This window comes from Parabacteroides sp. ZJ-118, from assembly GCF_011038785.1.
Lineage (GTDB): Bacteria > Bacteroidota > Bacteroidia > Bacteroidales > Tannerellaceae > Parabacteroides.
In genome coordinates this window covers 20,091-36,546 of the sequence record NZ_JAAKDT010000007.1, presented here as the reverse complement: position 1 = coordinate 36,546, position 16,456 = coordinate 20,091, and the positions used below count along the sequence as shown (strand labels likewise).

Annotated in this window: 16 protein-coding genes and 1 pseudogene; 12 read left to right on the top strand and 5 right to left on the bottom strand. The window is 52.0% G+C overall.

Features of this window, described 5'->3' with window-relative positions:
* Nucleotides 1–38: 38 nt before the first annotated feature.
* Both G7Y39_RS03710 and aroC read left to right on the top strand, forming a co-directional pair.
* Entirely contained in the window at nucleotides 39–614 is a 576-nt protein-coding gene (locus G7Y39_RS03710) for a peptidylprolyl isomerase (protein WP_165155198.1), read from the top strand.
* 103 nt (nucleotides 615–717) lie between these two features.
* Complete coding sequence (gene aroC / locus G7Y39_RS03705) at nucleotides 718–1,794, top strand: chorismate synthase (protein WP_165155196.1); 1,077 nt, start codon at nucleotides 718–720, stop codon at nucleotides 1,792–1,794.
* A gap of 27 nt (nucleotides 1,795–1,821) precedes the next feature.
* On the opposite strand, the gene rlmH is transcribed toward aroC, so the two are convergent.
* Nucleotides 1,822–2,295, bottom strand: a complete 474-nt coding sequence (rlmH, locus tag G7Y39_RS03700) for a 23S rRNA (pseudouridine(1915)-N(3))-methyltransferase RlmH (protein ID WP_165155194.1) — start codon at nucleotides 2,293–2,295, stop codon at nucleotides 1,822–1,824.
* 119 nt (nucleotides 2,296–2,414) lie between these two features.
* Between rlmH and G7Y39_RS03695 the strand changes: the two genes are divergently transcribed.
* From G7Y39_RS03695 to G7Y39_RS13850, 3 genes are all read left to right on the top strand, one after another.
* Nucleotides 2,415–2,786 (top strand): DUF4783 domain-containing protein, encoded by a 372-nt coding sequence (locus tag G7Y39_RS03695; protein WP_165155192.1) that lies wholly within the window; start codon nucleotides 2,415–2,417, stop codon nucleotides 2,784–2,786.
* A 3-nt stretch (nucleotides 2,787–2,789) separates the two neighbouring features.
* The gene (gene nadC, locus G7Y39_RS03690; protein ID WP_165155190.1) at nucleotides 2,790–3,629 is read left to right on the top strand and encodes a carboxylating nicotinate-nucleotide diphosphorylase; all 840 of its coding nucleotides are present in this window, start codon (nucleotides 2,790–2,792) and stop codon (nucleotides 3,627–3,629) included.
* A 79-nt stretch (nucleotides 3,630–3,708) separates the two neighbouring features.
* Nucleotides 3,709–3,876 carry an Ig domain-containing protein gene (locus G7Y39_RS13850; RefSeq protein ID WP_370520352.1) on the top strand — a complete coding sequence of 56 codons (168 nt, stop codon included), beginning with the start codon at nucleotides 3,709–3,711 and terminating at the stop codon, nucleotides 3,874–3,876.
* Here G7Y39_RS13850 and G7Y39_RS03685 read toward each other — a convergent pair.
* Both G7Y39_RS03685 and G7Y39_RS03680 read right to left on the bottom strand, forming a co-directional pair.
* Nucleotides 3,868–4,830 (bottom strand): hypothetical protein, encoded by a 963-nt coding sequence (locus G7Y39_RS03685; protein ID WP_165155188.1) that lies wholly within the window; start codon nucleotides 4,828–4,830, stop codon nucleotides 3,868–3,870. The two genes, G7Y39_RS13850 and G7Y39_RS03685, sit on opposite strands and share 9 nt — an antisense overlap.
* Nucleotides 4,831–4,868: 38 nt before the next feature.
* On the bottom strand, nucleotides 4,869–6,620 hold the full coding sequence (locus G7Y39_RS03680) for a DNA polymerase III subunit gamma/tau (RefSeq protein ID WP_165155186.1): 1,752 nt from the start codon (nucleotides 6,618–6,620) through the stop codon (nucleotides 4,869–4,871).
* 70 nt (nucleotides 6,621–6,690) lie between these two features.
* Between G7Y39_RS03680 and G7Y39_RS03675 the strand changes: the two genes are divergently transcribed.
* Complete coding sequence (locus G7Y39_RS03675) at nucleotides 6,691–6,996, top strand: septum formation initiator family protein (protein WP_165155184.1); 306 nt, start codon at nucleotides 6,691–6,693, stop codon at nucleotides 6,994–6,996.
* Nucleotides 6,997–7,320 (top strand): hypothetical protein, encoded by a 324-nt coding sequence (locus tag G7Y39_RS03670; RefSeq protein WP_165155182.1) that lies wholly within the window; start codon nucleotides 6,997–6,999, stop codon nucleotides 7,318–7,320. It abuts the gene before it with no gap.
* A 76-nt stretch (nucleotides 7,321–7,396) separates the two neighbouring features.
* Here the strand turns inward: G7Y39_RS03670 and G7Y39_RS03665 are convergent, their stop codons facing one another.
* Both G7Y39_RS03665 and G7Y39_RS03660 read right to left on the bottom strand, forming a co-directional pair.
* Entirely contained in the window at nucleotides 7,397–8,002 is a 606-nt protein-coding gene (locus G7Y39_RS03665) for an OmpH family outer membrane protein (protein WP_165155180.1), read from the bottom strand.
* A gap of 24 nt (nucleotides 8,003–8,026) precedes the next feature.
* Entirely contained in the window at nucleotides 8,027–8,245 is a 219-nt protein-coding gene (locus G7Y39_RS03660; protein WP_165155178.1) for a hypothetical protein, read from the bottom strand.
* Nucleotides 8,246–8,392: 147 nt separating this feature from the next.
* Here G7Y39_RS03660 and G7Y39_RS03655 point away from each other — a divergent pair, with 147 nt between their 5' ends.
* The 5 genes and pseudogenes from G7Y39_RS03655 to G7Y39_RS03635 all read left to right on the top strand — a co-directional run bounded on the left by G7Y39_RS03655 (nucleotide 8,393) and on the right by G7Y39_RS03635 (nucleotide 16,424).
* The gene (locus G7Y39_RS03655; RefSeq protein ID WP_165155176.1) at nucleotides 8,393–9,850 is read left to right on the top strand and encodes an aminoacyl-histidine dipeptidase; all 1,458 of its coding nucleotides are present in this window, start codon (nucleotides 8,393–8,395) and stop codon (nucleotides 9,848–9,850) included.
* Between the two features lie 72 nt (nucleotides 9,851–9,922).
* Nucleotides 9,923–11,461 (top strand): hypothetical protein, encoded by a 1,539-nt coding sequence (locus G7Y39_RS03650; RefSeq protein ID WP_165155174.1) that lies wholly within the window; start codon nucleotides 9,923–9,925, stop codon nucleotides 11,459–11,461.
* 33 nt (nucleotides 11,462–11,494) lie between these two features.
* A pseudogene (locus tag G7Y39_RS03645) lies at nucleotides 11,495–12,529 on the top strand (endonuclease/exonuclease/phosphatase family protein); the annotation flags it as partial.
* 326 nt (nucleotides 12,530–12,855) lie between these two features.
* Nucleotides 12,856–14,538: a M23 family metallopeptidase gene (locus tag G7Y39_RS03640; RefSeq protein WP_165155172.1), complete on the top strand. Its 1,683-nt coding sequence runs from the start codon at nucleotides 12,856–12,858 to the stop codon at nucleotides 14,536–14,538.
* A gap of 137 nt (nucleotides 14,539–14,675) precedes the next feature.
* Nucleotides 14,676–16,424: a phospho-sugar mutase gene (locus tag G7Y39_RS03635; RefSeq protein WP_165155170.1), complete on the top strand. Its 1,749-nt coding sequence runs from the start codon at nucleotides 14,676–14,678 to the stop codon at nucleotides 16,422–16,424.
* Nucleotides 16,425–16,456: the final 32 nt, after the last annotated feature.

The window sequence follows — 16,456 nt, the reverse complement described above, 5'->3', positions numbered from 1 at the left end:
TCGCGAGCATTTCTATACATATTTAAAATACAAGACACATGAAAATTACAGCGAACAAATACGTTGCGGTTACATACGACCTGAACGTTGGCGAAGGTGAAGAACGTGAGTTAATGGAAAAAGCGACGGTCGAGGCTCCTTTGAAATTCATCTACGGGACAGGCATGATGCTTCCGGCATTCGAGAAAGCCTTGAACGGGCTGGGAGTAGGCGACACGTTCAACTTCTCCATCGAGCCGGCCGAGGCTTATGGCGAATATAACGAGGAGCACGTATTGGATCTTCCGAAGAATATCTTCGAGGTAGATGGTAAATTCGACGCCGAGATGATCACGGAAGGTAATACCGTCCCGATGATGGATTCTAACGGTAACCGCATGAACGGCTCCGTATTGGAAGTGAAGGATGATATCGTGGTAATGGACTTCAACCATCCGTTGGCCGGCGAGACTTTGCATTTCAGCGGCGAGGTAATCGACGTACACGAACCGACAGCGGAAGAGATCGCTGCCTTCTCCGCTCCCGCCGGTGGATGCGGTTGCGGTTGCGGCGATTGCGGTGGTGATTGTGGCGATGACCACGAGGGTGGTTGCGGTTGTGGTGGATGTCACTAAATAAAGGGATATTGAGAATTGAAAATTGAGACTTAGGAGGAATGCCTAATCATCGGCTTTTGGTTCTCAATATTCAATTTTCGATTCTCAATCAGACAAAGTGATGAATACTTTTGGTACTATTTATAGACTGACATCGTTCGGCGAATCGCACGGCCCCGGTATTGGCGGCGTGATCGATGGATGCCCGGCCGGAATCGAATTGGATACGGCATTCATCCAACAAGAGCTGAATCGCCGTAAACCAGGACAATCCCGTATCACGACACCCCGTAAAGAGGATGATGAGGTACAGTTTCTTTCCGGTATCTACGAGGGAAAGACAACCGGTACGCCAATAGGTTTCATCATCTGGAATAAAAACCAACATTCCTCGGACTATGATGATATGAAAGCGGTTTACCGTCCCTCGCATGCCGATTACACTTATCAAACAAAATATGGAATCCGCGATCCTCGCGGAGGCGGACGTTCGTCCGCCCGGGAGACGATCGCTCGTTGCGTGGCCGGGGCTATCGCGAAACTCGCTCTTAAGCGATACGGCATACAGATCCAGGCTTATACCTCGCAGGTCGGTCCGATCCGATTAGCGGGAGGTTACCAAGATTACGATTTAAGCTTGACAGAAGCGAGCGACGTACGTTGCCCGGATCCGAAGACCGCCTCGGAAATGGAGACCTTGATCGCCGAGGTCAAATCAAAAGGAGACACGATCGGCGGTGTTATTACCTGTGTGGCGAAAGGGGTTCCCGTCGGATTGGGAGAACCTGTATTCGGCAAGTTGCATGCCGCGTTGGGACATGCGATGCTTACGATCAACGCCGTGAAGGGCTTCGAGTATGGAGACGGGTTCAATGCCGCCCTCTTCCGCGGATCGGAAAGGAACGATCGCTTCTTCAATGATAATGGGCATATCAATACGCGCACCAATTATTCCGGCGGTATCCAGGGAGGGATCTCCAACGGGCAAGATATTTATTTCCGGGTAGCCTTTAAATCGGTCGCTACGATCCTGATGGAACAAGAAACGGTTAATAGGGCGGGAGAGGATACAATACTAAAGGCACGCGGACGTCATGATCCATGCGTATTGCCTCGTGCGGTACCTATTGTCGAGTCTATGACCGCCCTGACCCTATTGGATTATTTATTGATCCAAAAGACCCGGAAAAACGTTTAGCGGCCGCATCGCCGTGAGGCGACGCGGTTATTCATGATGATAAGGCTCGTTATTCAAGATCGTCATCGCCCGGTAAATCTGCTCGATAAAGATCAATCGGATCATCTGGTGGGAGAAAGTCATCTTGCTCAACGAAATCTTTTCCGACGCGGCCTTATACACGGCCTCACTAAAACCGTAAGGACCGCCCACCACAAATACCAAGCGTTTCGGGACCGTATGCATTTTCCTTTCCAGATAAGCAGAAAATTGCATGGAGGTAAACTCTTTCCCCTTCTCATCCAGCAACACCCAATAATCGCCAGGCTGCAAGGCCTTTAAAATCAATTCTCCCTCCCGCTCCTTTTGCTGCGCCTCAGAGAGGTTCTTCGCGTTCTTTATATCCGGTATGACTTCCATTTCGAAAGGTATATAATGCGTCAAGCGATTTCTATACTCATGGATAGCCTCCACAAAATAACCGGCATCCGTCTTGCCAATCACAATCAATCCAATCTTCATCTACTTACATTTACGTGTTTAGAAGGGCTAAGTTACGAGAAAAATACATACCTTTGCAAAAACAAGAGAACTTCTGTTCTTCAAAAAAATGAAAGAAACTATTTAAATAAGGAGAGCTTATGAAACGACTTTTACTTACATTCGTCTTGGTATTCGCGTTCGTATGCGCGCAGGCGGCGGATATTGCCCATATATCAAATGCTTTCAAGGCAGGAAATGCCTCCTCCCTATCCGGGGCGATGGATAAGGAGGTGGATGTAGCCTTGCCCGGTTCCTCTAAGAAATGCAACGGGAGTGAGGCCGTCTCTATGTTATCCTCATTTTTCGGTTCGAACGAACCTTCCGGATTCTCGGTCGTACATCACGCAGATAAAAAGGGAAGCGGTTTCCTTGTCGGAAAGCTTCCGACCTCTTCCGGTGAGTACCGCGTAAACATCACGTACCGGGCTGAAGGGAATACAGCGATCATACAATCAATCAGAATAGAATAAAACATGGACAAGCTTATTGACGACTTAATCAAATTAGCGTTTGCCGAGGATATTGGCGATGGCGATCATACGACCTTATGCTGCATCCCCGAGACAGCGATGGGGAAAAGCCAGCTAATCATTAAGGAAGATGGCGTATTGGCCGGCGTGGAAATGGCGAGACGCATCTTCCGCGACTTTGATCCGGAACTGAAAATGACGGTCTTTATACAAGACGGAGCCGAAGTAAAAAAAGGAGATATCGCGTTCGTAGTGGAAGGTAAGATCCAATCCTTGTTGCAGACCGAGCGATTGATGCTGAACGTTATGCAACGCATGAGCGGTATCGCTACTACGACCCGTAAATACGCCAAGGCGTTGGAAGGTACCAAAACTCACGTTTTGGATACCCGCAAGACAACTCCCGGCATGCGTATGATCGAGAAAGAGGCTGTACGGATCGGTGGCGGCATGAACCATCGCATCGGTTTATTCGATATGATCTTATTGAAAGACAATCACGTGGATTTCGCCGGCGGCATCGAGCAAGCGATCACACGTGCGCAAAACTATCTGAAAGAGAAAGGAAAGAACCTGAAGATCGAGATCGAGGTTCGTAACTTCGACGAGTTGGAACAAGCCATGAAAGTAGGCGGTATCGATCGTATCATGTTGGATAATTTCAATATAGAAAATACGAAAGAAGCGGTTCGACGCATCAACGGACGTTTCGAGGTGGAATCTTCCGGCGGTATCACGTTCAGCACACTACGTGATTACGCGGAATGTGGCGTAGACTTCATCTCCGTAGGAGCCTTGACTCACTCCGTCAAGAGCTTAGACATGAGCTTCAAAGCCTGCTAGTAGGGCTTGCGCTTTAATCAAATAGAAGTTGCCCCCGCAAAGAACAATCCTGTAAGGGACAGCTCTTTTTAGTATCCGCTTGGACAAGCAAACACTATCGCTAGAGATCGGGCAAAGCGAACAACTGTTCGTGACATCTGACGCAGAAGAGAACGCCAACCGAACCCTCGTATGGCATTCCTCCAATGAAAGTATTGAGAAGAAAGAGGGGTGGTTAGTACTACCCCTCTTTTGTTTCTTACTTTAGCGATCTGATTTGTTCAACAGGGAGCCCTAATTTTCGAGCGATTTGCTCTTCACTCAAGCCTTCTTGCTCCATCATCCGTATCATGGAACGGATGAGTTGATCCTTTTGCTCTAGTTGCTGATCCTTTTGCTCTAGTTGCTGATCCTTTTGCTCTAGTTGCTGATTCTTTTGTTCTATTTGTTGATTCTTTTGCTGAATGAGTTGATCTTTCTGCATGAGCGCCGTATCACGGGCTTCAATCTCTGAAAGGATCTCATCTTCCACATCCATAGAGCGACGGACATCCGGAGCGACACCCGCTTTAAGCAAACGAGTCAGAACAGGAAAATCCTCCTTGTGAAACAAGTTCTCGTCAATTTCCAATAAGTGGCCATCATTTTTCAAACAACTATTCTGATCAAAGATATTAAGTAATCGCTCCAAGCGATTGCGAGTTCTTTTCTGTAAAAAAGGAATCTGTACGATAATACTATCATGCGTCAGACTCTCAATGAACTTGTCTTTTCCCTCGATCACATTATCCTCGTAATCCAAATAACGACGACGTACATAGATAACCGGTTCCTTCAACTCGCCCAAGGTATGCCCCAATATATAAATGGAGATTATCGGCAACCCAAAGTGAGAGTCTGGATCCTCGCATACATTATCCTTATTCAAATAGTGGGTCCCTAAATACTGACGAAAACGAAGCGTTTCAGTTGGCAACCATGTCTTTTGCAACTCGATGAGAACAAGATGTTCCTCGCCGTTACCGTCCTTTATCTTGGCGGAGAAATCCATGCGAAACAAGGAAATATTTGTCCGCTGCGTATTCGTATATTCATGCTGGCGCAGCTGCAACTCCAAGATCTCTTTCTTGAGCAACGCAGATAATAAGATGTTCGCCACCTTCTCATCCTCCATCATATACTTAAAGACGGAGTCATAAATGGGATTCGCTATTAGAGTCATAAGCCTTCGGTTTTTGATTCGCCTCAAAGATAGTGATTTTAATCTAACGTCAAATTAAACTCATCCCTCAAACGGCCCAAGGTTGGATTTATCTTCATCAGCAACGCTAACTTCTCCGTGGATGTATAAGCCAACTGTTTCTCATTTTCCTCTACGATCCGGACACGCATCTGGATGCGGCTATTATTAAGACGCTGACGGAGGAATGGCAAGATATGGATCGCGTTATTGATCAATTCCTCTTGCTGCCCCGGGTTGTGTACAGCCACCTCGAAATAGTAATTCTCCTGCAAGGTGGGCTTACAGTTGATCATCGTATTCTTAAGATACACTTTCTTGTCAATCGTAGCGGCGTAACTATCCCATTCACGGACCAAGGTGTCATTGTCGAAGGGAGTTACTACCTCCCTTTCGGTCGTTATCGTTTGTTGAACGGTTTGTTGCTTAGGCTTCTCCACTCCGATCTCCTTCATGGATATTCCCATCGGACGAGCGGTTTTCCGGGCCGGATTAGGCGCTGGAGACGGAGGTGGCGTAAGAGCCGAGCTCGGCATGCGCGTGCTCATGACTTGCGCGGCGGCGGCTTGAGGTGCTCGAGGCGGCTGTTGAAGCTGCCCGTTACTTACCGTTTGAGGAGCCGGGTTCGCCCCGGCGGATATCGGCTCAATCTGTGTTTTTTTTTTATCGTCGGCGGCCATCTGTGTTAATTGACAGAGCTGAATCAACGTCAATTCCAATAAAAGACGCTTATTGCGGCTGGCACGATAATTCAAATCGCACGTATTCGCTAGCTCTATCGCTTTGAACAGAAGCTGATCCGGACAGTGTTTCGCCATCTCCTTATATCGTTCGCGTATAGAAGCTCCCACCTCGAATAGCGCCAAGGTGGACTCATCCCGGCATACCAACAAATCCCGGAAATGCCCGGCCAAACCGGTTATAATATTCTGCCCGTCAAATCCTTTACCCAATATCTCGTTCAAGGTCAATAGAGATGCCCGCACATTACCGGATAAGATCGCATCCGTCAGACGAAAATAGTACTCATAATCCAGCACGTTCAAGTTATTGATAACCGCCTGATACGTGATATTGCCATTCGTGAAACTTACCACTTGGTCAAAGATGGACAAGGCGTCGCGCATACCTCCATCCGCCTTCTGAGCGATCACGTTCAAGGCTTCCGGCTCCGCGGTAACCCCCTCTTGCAAAGAGACATATTGCAAATGCTCCACCATATCGGCGATGGATATACGGGAGAAATCATAGATCTGGCAACGGGAAAGGATCGTAGGAAGCACCTTATGCTTCTCGGTCGTAGCCAAGATAAAAAGAGCATGATGCGGAGGCTCCTCCAATGTCTTCAAGAACGCGTTGAAAGCGGCGGTTGTCAACATGTGGACCTCGTCTATGATGAAGACTTTGTATTTACCGATTGGGGGCGGGATACGCACTTGGTCGATCAAGGTGCGTATATCATCCACCGAGTTATTCGACGCGGCATCCAGTTCATGGATATTGTAGGAACGCTGCTCATTGAAAGCCCGGCAGGACTCGCACGCGTTGCAAGCCTCGCCATCCGCCGTCGGATTCAAGCAGTTGATCGTCTTCGCAAAGATACGGGCACACGAGGTCTTTCCCACGCCCCGAGGACCGCAAAACAGGTAGGCATGCGCCAGTTTGTTGCTTTGTATCGCGTTTTTCAGCGTAGTGGTAAGAGACTTCTGCCCTACTACACTCCGGAAAGTGGACGGGCGGTATTTTCTCGCCGATACAATGTAATTATCCATTCTCTGCTTTTTATTGACTTTGGCAAAGATAGGCAAAAAAATTCATTATCTTCGCGAAAACGATTTTCCGATGTCACGCATAAAAGAGTTTTACCTAAAGTACCTATCGTGGATCAACGCTTATTGGTTGGTCACCATCGTGTTCCTTATCGTCACCTTTACGGTAGGCGATAGCAGCCTGTATAAACGCTATACGTACGATGAGAAGATACGCGGTCTGGAGAAAGAGATCCATCATTACCAAAAGGAGATCGAAATCAACAGCAAGAAATTAAACGACCTTCATACGGACAAGGAGGGGCTGGAACGTTTCGCCCGTGAAGAGTATTTCATGAAAAGGTCGAACGAGGATGTTTTTATTATCAAGGACAAATAGATGAATCAACCGATCAGATCGATTATTTTCGGCGTAGCGGGATTGCTCGTCTTAGCCGGCGCGGGATTGTTTCTTACCCATTGGGCTGTCGCCCCTTATTTATTCGCTATCGGCGCGGCGGGTATAGCGGTCTGCTACCTGACCCTCCCGGTCAAGGACTTGGACTTTCGCCGCCGTCGGCTCCACCGTTTCAACGTATTCGCCGGACTTCTGATGGTCGTATCTTCCGGCTTTATGTTCAACGACCGTACCGAGTGGATCCTTTGCTTGAGCGTAGCCGCTATCTTGCAGGTATATACCGCTTTCGTCACGCCTAAGGAGTAACCGCCCACAAAAGGAAGGGTGTATCAAACGCTCTTTTGATACACCCTTTTTCCGCTCTCCTGACTTCAGGAATAGCCTACTTGGCCGGAGAGGAATAATTCTTGTTCAAGTATTCCAGCAACTCGCTTGTGATGTCATAGGAATCGCCGGCCAGAAGGATATTGTCTCCTACCGTATTGCTGAATACCACTTGGTAACCTCTACCCTGGTTGAATGCCTTTAGTTGAGAAACCACCGTATCGCGTAGCTGCTCGTTCAGCTTCTGTTGCTCTTGCATCAACTCTTGGGCCAGTTGGTTATCCAAGTCCTGCAACTCTTGTTGCTTATTCAATAAACGTTGCTGCTCTTGCTCCGCTCTCTCGCGGGTAAGGAAAGCGTTGTTCTCTACCTTCCGCTGAAAATCTTGCATCTCGCTTTGTAAACTACGAGCCTTCTGGGTGATGTTAGCGCGAGAGTTCTCTTGCTTCTTCAAGATGATCTCGTTCAGATCCTTGGAATAATTGTAATTGAGTAACAGGGAATCCACATTTACATAAGCGACCGGGAGCAAGGCCGTTGTGTCCCCCGTTGACGCGAATGTCCTTGTCACGCCTGATTCTTTCTTGCCGGAAAATTGCATAATATACAAGATTACGACAGCCACCGCCAGCACACCGTTAATAACGTAGTTAATGTTCTTCATAAAGTGCAATTTAAATCTTATTTTCTATTCTTTTATCTCGTTCATGATCTCATAGAGCCCCTTTTGCTTAGCCGCCATACGATCCATGGTCCTCGCGCAAAATATGCCTCTCTTGCCCAACGCCCGGTTTCCTTCGATATGCGTATTCGGGAACCTCCCTCCCTTTTTCAACAGCACCTTTATCGACAGCAACGCGACACTGATAACAAGAATTATGATCGTAAATAATAACGTTGCAAGCATTTTCTCTATATTTGTGGACGCAAATATAAGAGTTTAAGTGATTACTAAGTGTCTTTTTGGCATTTTATTCTACTTTTTTTCGAACTAAGCTCTTCCGGTTGCGATTTTATTAACTTTGGAGTAACATCTATAATACATTGTAACATTATGAAGATTACTGATTTAAAGCCTGCTATCGTATGGAAATTCTTCCATCAGGTAACCCAAGTGCCTCGCCCCTCAAAAAAGGAAGGGAAAATGATTGAATTCCTGGAATCGTTCGCGAAAGCGTATAACCTAGCGATCAAGAAGGATGAAGCCGGCAACCTCTTAATGTCGAAGCCTGCCACTCCGGGGATGGAGGATCGCCCGGTAGTGGTACTGCAGTCTCACATGGATATGGTTTGCGAGAAAAATAACGGCACGAAACATGATTTCGAACAGGATCCGATCGAGACGATCGTCGACGGCGAGTGGTTGCGCGCCAACGGCACGACCTTGGGAGCCGACAACGGTATCGGCGTGGCGGCCGAGTTGGCTTTGCTTGCTTCGGAGGATATCCAACACGGCCCGATCGAATGTCTGTTCACGGTAGACGAGGAGACCGGCTTGACCGGGGCGAAAGCCTTGAAAGAGGGCTTCATGACCGGGGATATCTTGTTAAATCTCGACAGCGAGGACGAGGGAGAGATCTTCATGGGCTGCGCCGGAGGCAAGGACACGCAGGCGACTTTCCAGTACGAGCCGGTTCCTACGTCCGGCGAGATGCTCTATTTCCGCATCGATGTGAAGGGGCTGAATGGCGGTCACTCCGGTGGCGAGATCCACAAGGGGCTGGGCAATGCCAACAAGATATTGACCCGTTTCCTGTTCCTGTTGAAAAAGAGCTATGATTTCGTCCTTTGCGCGATCGATGGAGGGAACTTGCGTAACGCGATCGCCCGCGAGGCACACGCCGTGATCGGCTTGCGCCCGGAGGACAAGGAGGATGTACGTGTCTTGCTGAACCATCTCGCCGCCGACGTAGAGAATGAGCTGAGGCATGTGGATCCGAAGGTTCAGCTCACCATGGAATCCACGGATCGTCCGGAGTATCATATCGACAACGCCACCGCCGGGAAATTAATCTACGCCTTGCACGCTTGCCCGCACGGCGTGATCGGTATGAGCCACGATATAGAGGGCTTGGTGGAGACCTCCACCAACCTCGCTTCCGTAAAGATGAAAGAGGGCCACACGATCTTGGTCGGCACCAGCCAGCGCAGCTCTATCGAGTCCAGCAAGATCGCCGCCGCCAACACGGTAGCCTCCACCTTCTTGCTGGCCGGGGCCGACGTGAGACAGGGCGACGGCTACCCGGGATGGGCCCCGAATCCCGATTCCGGGATCTTGAAGATCGCGCGGGAGACCTACAGACGCCTGTTCGGCAAGGAGGCCAAGATCATGGCCATCCACGCCGGATTGGAGTGCGGCCTGTTCCTGGAGAAATATCCGAGGCTGGATATGATCTCGTTCGGGCCGACCTTGCGTGACGTGCATTCACCCAACGAGCGTATCGAGATCGCCACGGTCGGTTTATGGTGGAGCCACCTTCTTGAGTTATTAAAGAGCATCCCCGCAAAATAAACCCGCGTTTTTTGCGTTAGAGGAAGAGGAGAGACACGAGAGCCGTGTCTGTCCTCTTTTTAATTTACGGAAATGAGACGATTCACGACAACACTATTCATACTCGCGACGCTTCTGTTGAACCTGCTCCCGGCGTGCGACGGCCTGGACGAGCCGTACTCCGCCAACCCGACCTACCGGCTAAGCTTCTCGACAGACACGCTCGCCTTCGACACGGTCTTCAGCACGATCGGTTCCACCACCCGCCAATTTATGATCTACAATGAGAACGATGAGCCGCTGAGCATCGAGTCCATCCTGCTGGCCGGAGGTGAGGCCACCGGCTTCCGGATGAACGTGGATGGGCGCAGAGGCAGCCTGTTCAATAATGTAGGGATACTGGCCCATGACAGCATGTATGTATTCGTGGAGGTAACCGTCGATCCGAACGGAGGCGACCAACCGCTGTTGATACAGGACTCCGTGCTGTTCACGGTGAACGGCGTCCGGCAATCCGTGTTACTGGAAGCCTACGGGCAGGATGTCAACCTTTGCAAAGGCGGTGTCACGATCACGAGAGACTCGATCCTCACGGCCCGCCGTCCTTACCTGGTCTACGACAGCCTGGTTATCGCGAAGGGTGTCTCCCTGCGTATCGAGAAGGGGGCCACTTTCTACATGCACGACAAGGCGAGCCTGATCGTTCACGGTTCCATGAACGCCTCGGGCACCTTGGATGAGCCGATCACGTTCCGGGGCGACCGCCTGGATTATATACTCGATGATCTATTGCCTTACGACCGGACTCCCGGGCAATGGGGAGGCATTACCTTCAAGGCGGACAGCTACGGGAATGTCTGGGACAACGTGATCGTACGGAATGGCACCTCCGGTGTCTACTGCGAGCCCTCCACCCCGGACCGGCCGAAGATCACGATAAACAACTCACAGATCACGAATATGGGAGGCGATCTGTTCCTCGCCGTCAATTGTGAGGTTATCGCCGCGAACACGGAATTCAGCAATGCCGCGGGAAGCGTACTTACCCTGGCCGGCGGCAGCTACTACTTCGCCCACTGCACGATGGCCAATTACATGAGCCTGACCCAAAGGGAGATGGCCGGCGAGACCGTCTCTTTGGACAGCAAATGCCTGTACCTGCTCGATAACGTGACGGTAGACGGGGGCGGCCCCTATCCCATCGCGCGAGCCCATTTCGACAATTGCGTTATCGACGGAAGCTATGAGGCGGGCGAGATCGGGACGTCGGGCGAGATCGGGATCGCCTCGGGCCAGCCGCTCACCCCGAGAGCGGATGGCGGCACGGATTTCGACTATCGGTTCAACCACTGCGTGCTCAAGGCCCGGGAATCCTCCGGCGACCACTTCCGGGAGGTCTTGTTTATCCAGGAGACGCCCTCCTACCGGAAAGTGGGAGGCAAGCCCAACCAATATGCCTACGATTTCCGGCCCGACTCCGCGTCGACCGCCGGGGTCGGGAAAGCGGACCCCGAGGTGACGAGGAATTATCCGGTCGACCGCTACGGCGTCGACCGGCTGACCGCCTCGGACGGCCCGACCATAGGCGCCTACGAGTTCGTCCGGGAAGAGACCGAGGATCCGGGCGAGTAAAGAGACCTCGCAGCATCCCCCCAAGCCTTGACAATGAAGATTCTCCTGCTTTTTCTCCTATCCGTTGCCGCCCCTCGGCTATTCGCCCAGGCGACCTTCAGGGTCATGGCCTATAACGTGGAGAACCTTTTCGACACGAGGGATCACCCAACCGCGGACGACGACGCGTTCCTGCCCTCCGGCGACCGCTACTGGACGCCCGGCCGCTACGACCGCAAGCTACAACACATCGCGAAAGTGATCAGCGCCGCCGGGGAGTGGGGCACGCCGGCCCTGATCGCCCTTTGCGAAGTCGAGAACGATTCCGTCCTCTCTCACCTGACCCGCCGCACCCCGCTCCGCTGGCTGGAGTACCGGTACATCATCACGCGAGGCCCCGATCCCCGGGGGATGAACGTCGCCCTGCTTTATCAACGCGATCAATTCGGCTATTTACGCCACGCCTCCATCCCGGTTCGTTTCTCCGGGGAGAGGCACAAATTAACCCGGGACATCCTGCACGTATCCGGGAAGATCGTGACAGGCGATACCCTGGATGTTCTCGTGTGTCATTTCCCCTCCCGCTACGGAGGGGAGAAGGAGAGCGAGCGGGATCGCCTCGACGCGGCCCGCACGTTACGAGAGGTTGGCGACTCATTGTGCCGGACGCGGGAGAAACCGCGGATACTCATGCTGGGAGACTTCAACGATACGCCTCAAGACCGGAGCATCTCCGAGGTACTCGCCGCCCGGGCCCTTCCCGAGGAGGCGCGGAGCGCGGATCCCGCGTCTTGCGCCTACTACAACCTGTTCGCGGACCCCCGCATAACCCAATTCCCGGGCAGCCACAAATACCGGGGCGAATGGAGCCAGCTCGATCAAATCATCGTAAACCGCGATCTCGTCACGCCAGGCTCTTCCCTGCGCCTCATCCCGGAAAGCATCCGGCTATTCGCCCCCGGTTTCTTGCTGACCCGGGACAAGACCTGGCGGGGCGTACGTCCTTTCCGGACCTATCACGGCTTTAAATACGAGGGTGGCTTCAGCGACCACCTGCCGATCATCGCCGACTTCCGGATAGACAGCCGGTCATCCGATGGACAGCCCCAAAACGGCGAAAAATCGCCCGGTCATCCGATGAACAGCCCCAAAACGGCGAAAAATCGCCCGGTCATCCGATGAACAGCCCCGAAGCGGCGAAAAATCGCCCGGTCATCCGATGAACAGCCCCAAAACGGCGAAAAATCGCCCGATCATCCGATGAACAGCCCCGAAACGGCGAAAAATCGTCCGGCCATCCGATGGACAGCCCCAAAACGGCGAAAAAACAGCCCGGTCATCCGATGAACAGCCCCAAAACGGCGAAAAAACAGCCGGCAATTCACTATATTTGCCCTCTCAAACAGAAAAGCGGCATGAAGATCCCCTATACATCACTCCTACTCCTCCTGATCGGCGGCATCCTCGCCAAGGCAGAGGCCCAGCGACTCAGGAATCCCCTCGATTTCCCGATCCTGCTGAGCGGGAATTTCGGAGAGTTAAGAAGCAACCATTTCCATTCCGGGATCGATTTCAAGACCCAAGGGGCGGAAGGCAAACCCGTACACGCGGTACAAGAGGGATATGTATCGCGTATATCCGTAAGTCCCTGGGGCTACGGCAACGGGCTTTACATCACACACCCGGATGGGACGACTACCGTATACGGCCACCTGCGGGAATTCTCGAAGAAAATAGCGGATTACGTGAAGGCGCGACAATACGAGCGAGAAAGTTTCAACGTGGATCTCCGCCTCACGCCGGACTTGCTTCCCGTGGAGAGAGACGAGGTCGTGGCGCTGAGCGGCAATACCGGGAGCTCCGGCGGGCCTCATCTCCATTTCGAGGTACGAGACACGGAGACGGAGGAGCTCCTGGACCCCTTGGATTATTTCCTGGACCGGATAACCGACACCCGCCCTCCTAAAATCCAGGGCATACAGATCGTCCCCATCGAAGGGAAAGGCGTAGTAAACGGCAAAAGCGGGAAGCTTGAGCGAAAAGCCGTCGCGACGAAAGAGGGGGAACTGACAATCGCCGGGAAAATCGAGGCGTGGGGAGAGATCGGACTCGCCGTAAAAGCCTGCGACTACATGGATAACACGACCAACACCTATGGCGTACGAGACATCACGCTCACGGCGGACAGCCAAGTGATCTTCCGTAGCCATCTCGACACCTTCTCGTTTGACGAGACCCGCTACCTGAACAGCTTCACCGACTACGAAACCTGGAAAGAGCGCCGCTCCTTCTATACGCGCAGTTTCATCGAGCCGGGAAACCGGCTACGCTTCCTTGAGAGCGTAAACCGGGGGATCTTGCGCGTCGATGAACCGCGCACCTATCAGCTGGCCTATACACTCGCCGACGCTTTCGGCAACACGACCCGCCTATCCATCCGGATCGAGGGGAAGGAGCAGGAGATCCCCCGGATCGACACGGCCCGCGCGGTATTCTTCCACTGGGGCAGCGAGAACCGGTTCGGCGCCAAGGGCATCCGTCTCGTCCTGCCGAGAGGCAATCTGTACAATGACCTCTACTTCCGCTACTCGGTGAAAGAAGATAGCGCCGCGTTGTCGGCCACCCACCTATTGCACGACAAACCCGTCCCCTTGCATGGAAGGGCCCGGCTATCGCTATTCGCGCGACGCGACACGTGCGCGGACAGGCGGCAATATGGCGTGATCCGCTTGCAAGACGGGCGTGCCTCCTGGATAGGCGGCACCTACCGCGACGGCTGGATCGACGCGGAGATCCGGGAGCTGGGCAGTTACAAGATCGCGTCCGATACGGAGGCCCCGGTCATCACACCGCTCAACCGGCAGGCGTGGATCCGCGGAGAGCGCTTCGTATTCCGTTTGTCCGACAACCTGAGCGGAGTACAAAGCTACCGGGGAGAGATAGACGGGCAGTTCGCCCTGTTCGAGATGAACAATAAATCGGTCGTCACCTATCGCTTCGACAAAGAGAGACTGCGAAGAGGCAGGCACGAACTTAAATTGACCGTGACGGATGCTTGCGGGAACGAGTCGGTTTACACACACCCGTTTACGTGGTAAAACGCGATAAATCGCGTTTTTTTAGGCAAAATATAGGCCCTTTGATTGCTTTACTTCAATAAATTCGTATATTTGTTTCTCGTATATTTATCGTATTGAGTAGGTTACTCAACAATAAACACAATAATATTATAAACATGGAAAACAACGACTTATTGGAAATGGTAAGAGGTAAGGCACAAGGATGGCTTACGAAAAGTTATGACGCGGAGACTCGCGCGCAAGTGAAAGCGTTACTGGACAACGAAGATCCGACCGAGTTAATCGAGTGTTTTTATAAAGACCTGGAATTCGGCACGGGTGGATTGCGGGGAATCATGGGCGTAGGCTCGAACCGCATGAATATCTATACGGTTGGCGCGGCCACCCAGGGGTTGTCCAACTACCTGAGAAAGGAATTCGCGGACCTGGAACAGATAAAGGTCGTCATCGGCCACGATTGCCGGAACAACAGCCGTAAGTTCGCGGAAATATCGGCCGATATCTTCTCCGCCAACGGCATCAAGGTCTATCTATTCGAGGACCTGCGTCCGACCCCGGAAATGTCATTCGCGATCCGTAAGCTGGGATGCCAGAGCGGAATCATCTTGACGGCTTCCCACAATCCGAAAGAATACAACGGATACAAGGCGTATTGGGATGACGGCGCGCAAATGATCGCCCCGCACGACAAGAATACGATCGCCGAGGTCAATAAGATCCGCAACGCGAGCGAGATTAAGTTCAAAGGGAATAAAGACCTGATCGAGATCATCGGGCAAGCCGTCGATGATGAATATATCAAGGCGTTGACGACGATCTCCTTGTCTCCGGAGGCTATTTTCCGCCATAAGGATATGAAGATCGTATATACCCCGATCCACGGGACAGGCGTCAAATTGGTTCCCGCCGCCTTGAAAGCTTACGGATTCACGAACATCATCCATGTGCCGGAACAAGATGTCGTCAGCGGTGATTTCCCGACGGTCATCTCGCCGAACCCGGAGGAGCCGGCCGCTTTGGCGATGGCCGTAGAGAAGGCGAAAGAGACCGACGCCGAATTGGTGATGGCCTCCGATCCGGACGCGGACCGTGTCGGTGCCGCCGTCAAGAACAACGCGGGCGAATGGGTGCTTTTAAATGGCAACCAGACCGCCTTGATGTTCGTTTACTACCTGATCACCCGCTGGAAAGAGTTGGGCAAGATCAACGGTAAGGAATATATCGTAAAGACAATCGTCACGACAGAGACGATCAAGGCGATCGCCGAGCGCAATGGCGTAGAGCTGTACGATGTCTACACGGGCTTCAAATGGATCGCCAACGTGATGCGCGAGAACGAGGGCAAGAAAAACTATATCGGCGGTGGCGAGGAAAGCTACGGATTCCTTTGCGAGGACTTCGTTCGCGACAAAGACGCCGTCTCCGCCTGCGTCATCTTGGCCGAGATCGCGGCCTGGGCAAAAGATCAAGGTTTGAGTCTGTACCAATTGCTTCAAAAGATTTACGTAGAATACGGCTTCTCCAAGGAGAAAGGCATCTCTGTCGTGAAGAAAGGCAAGAGCGGAGCGGAAGAGATCGAGGCTATGATGAAGCAGTTCCGCGAGAACCCGTTGACTGAGATCGCCGGCTCCAAGGTAACCTATTTCTACGATTACTCCACCCTGAAAGGCAAGGACTACGCGGAGAACGAGACCGTCACGTTAGACATGCCTACTACCTCCAACGTGCTCCAATACTTCACGGAAGACAATACAAAGGTATCCATCCGTCCTTCCGGTACGGAACCGAAGATCAAATTCTATTGCGAGGTTCACTCCAAGGTAAAACATGTCGATGAATTGCCGGAGGCCGAGAAAGCGGCGGAAGAAAAGATCCGCCAGATCAAGGCCTCCTTAGGAATCTAACCGGACTTCATGATCGGGCATATGGCGGCGAG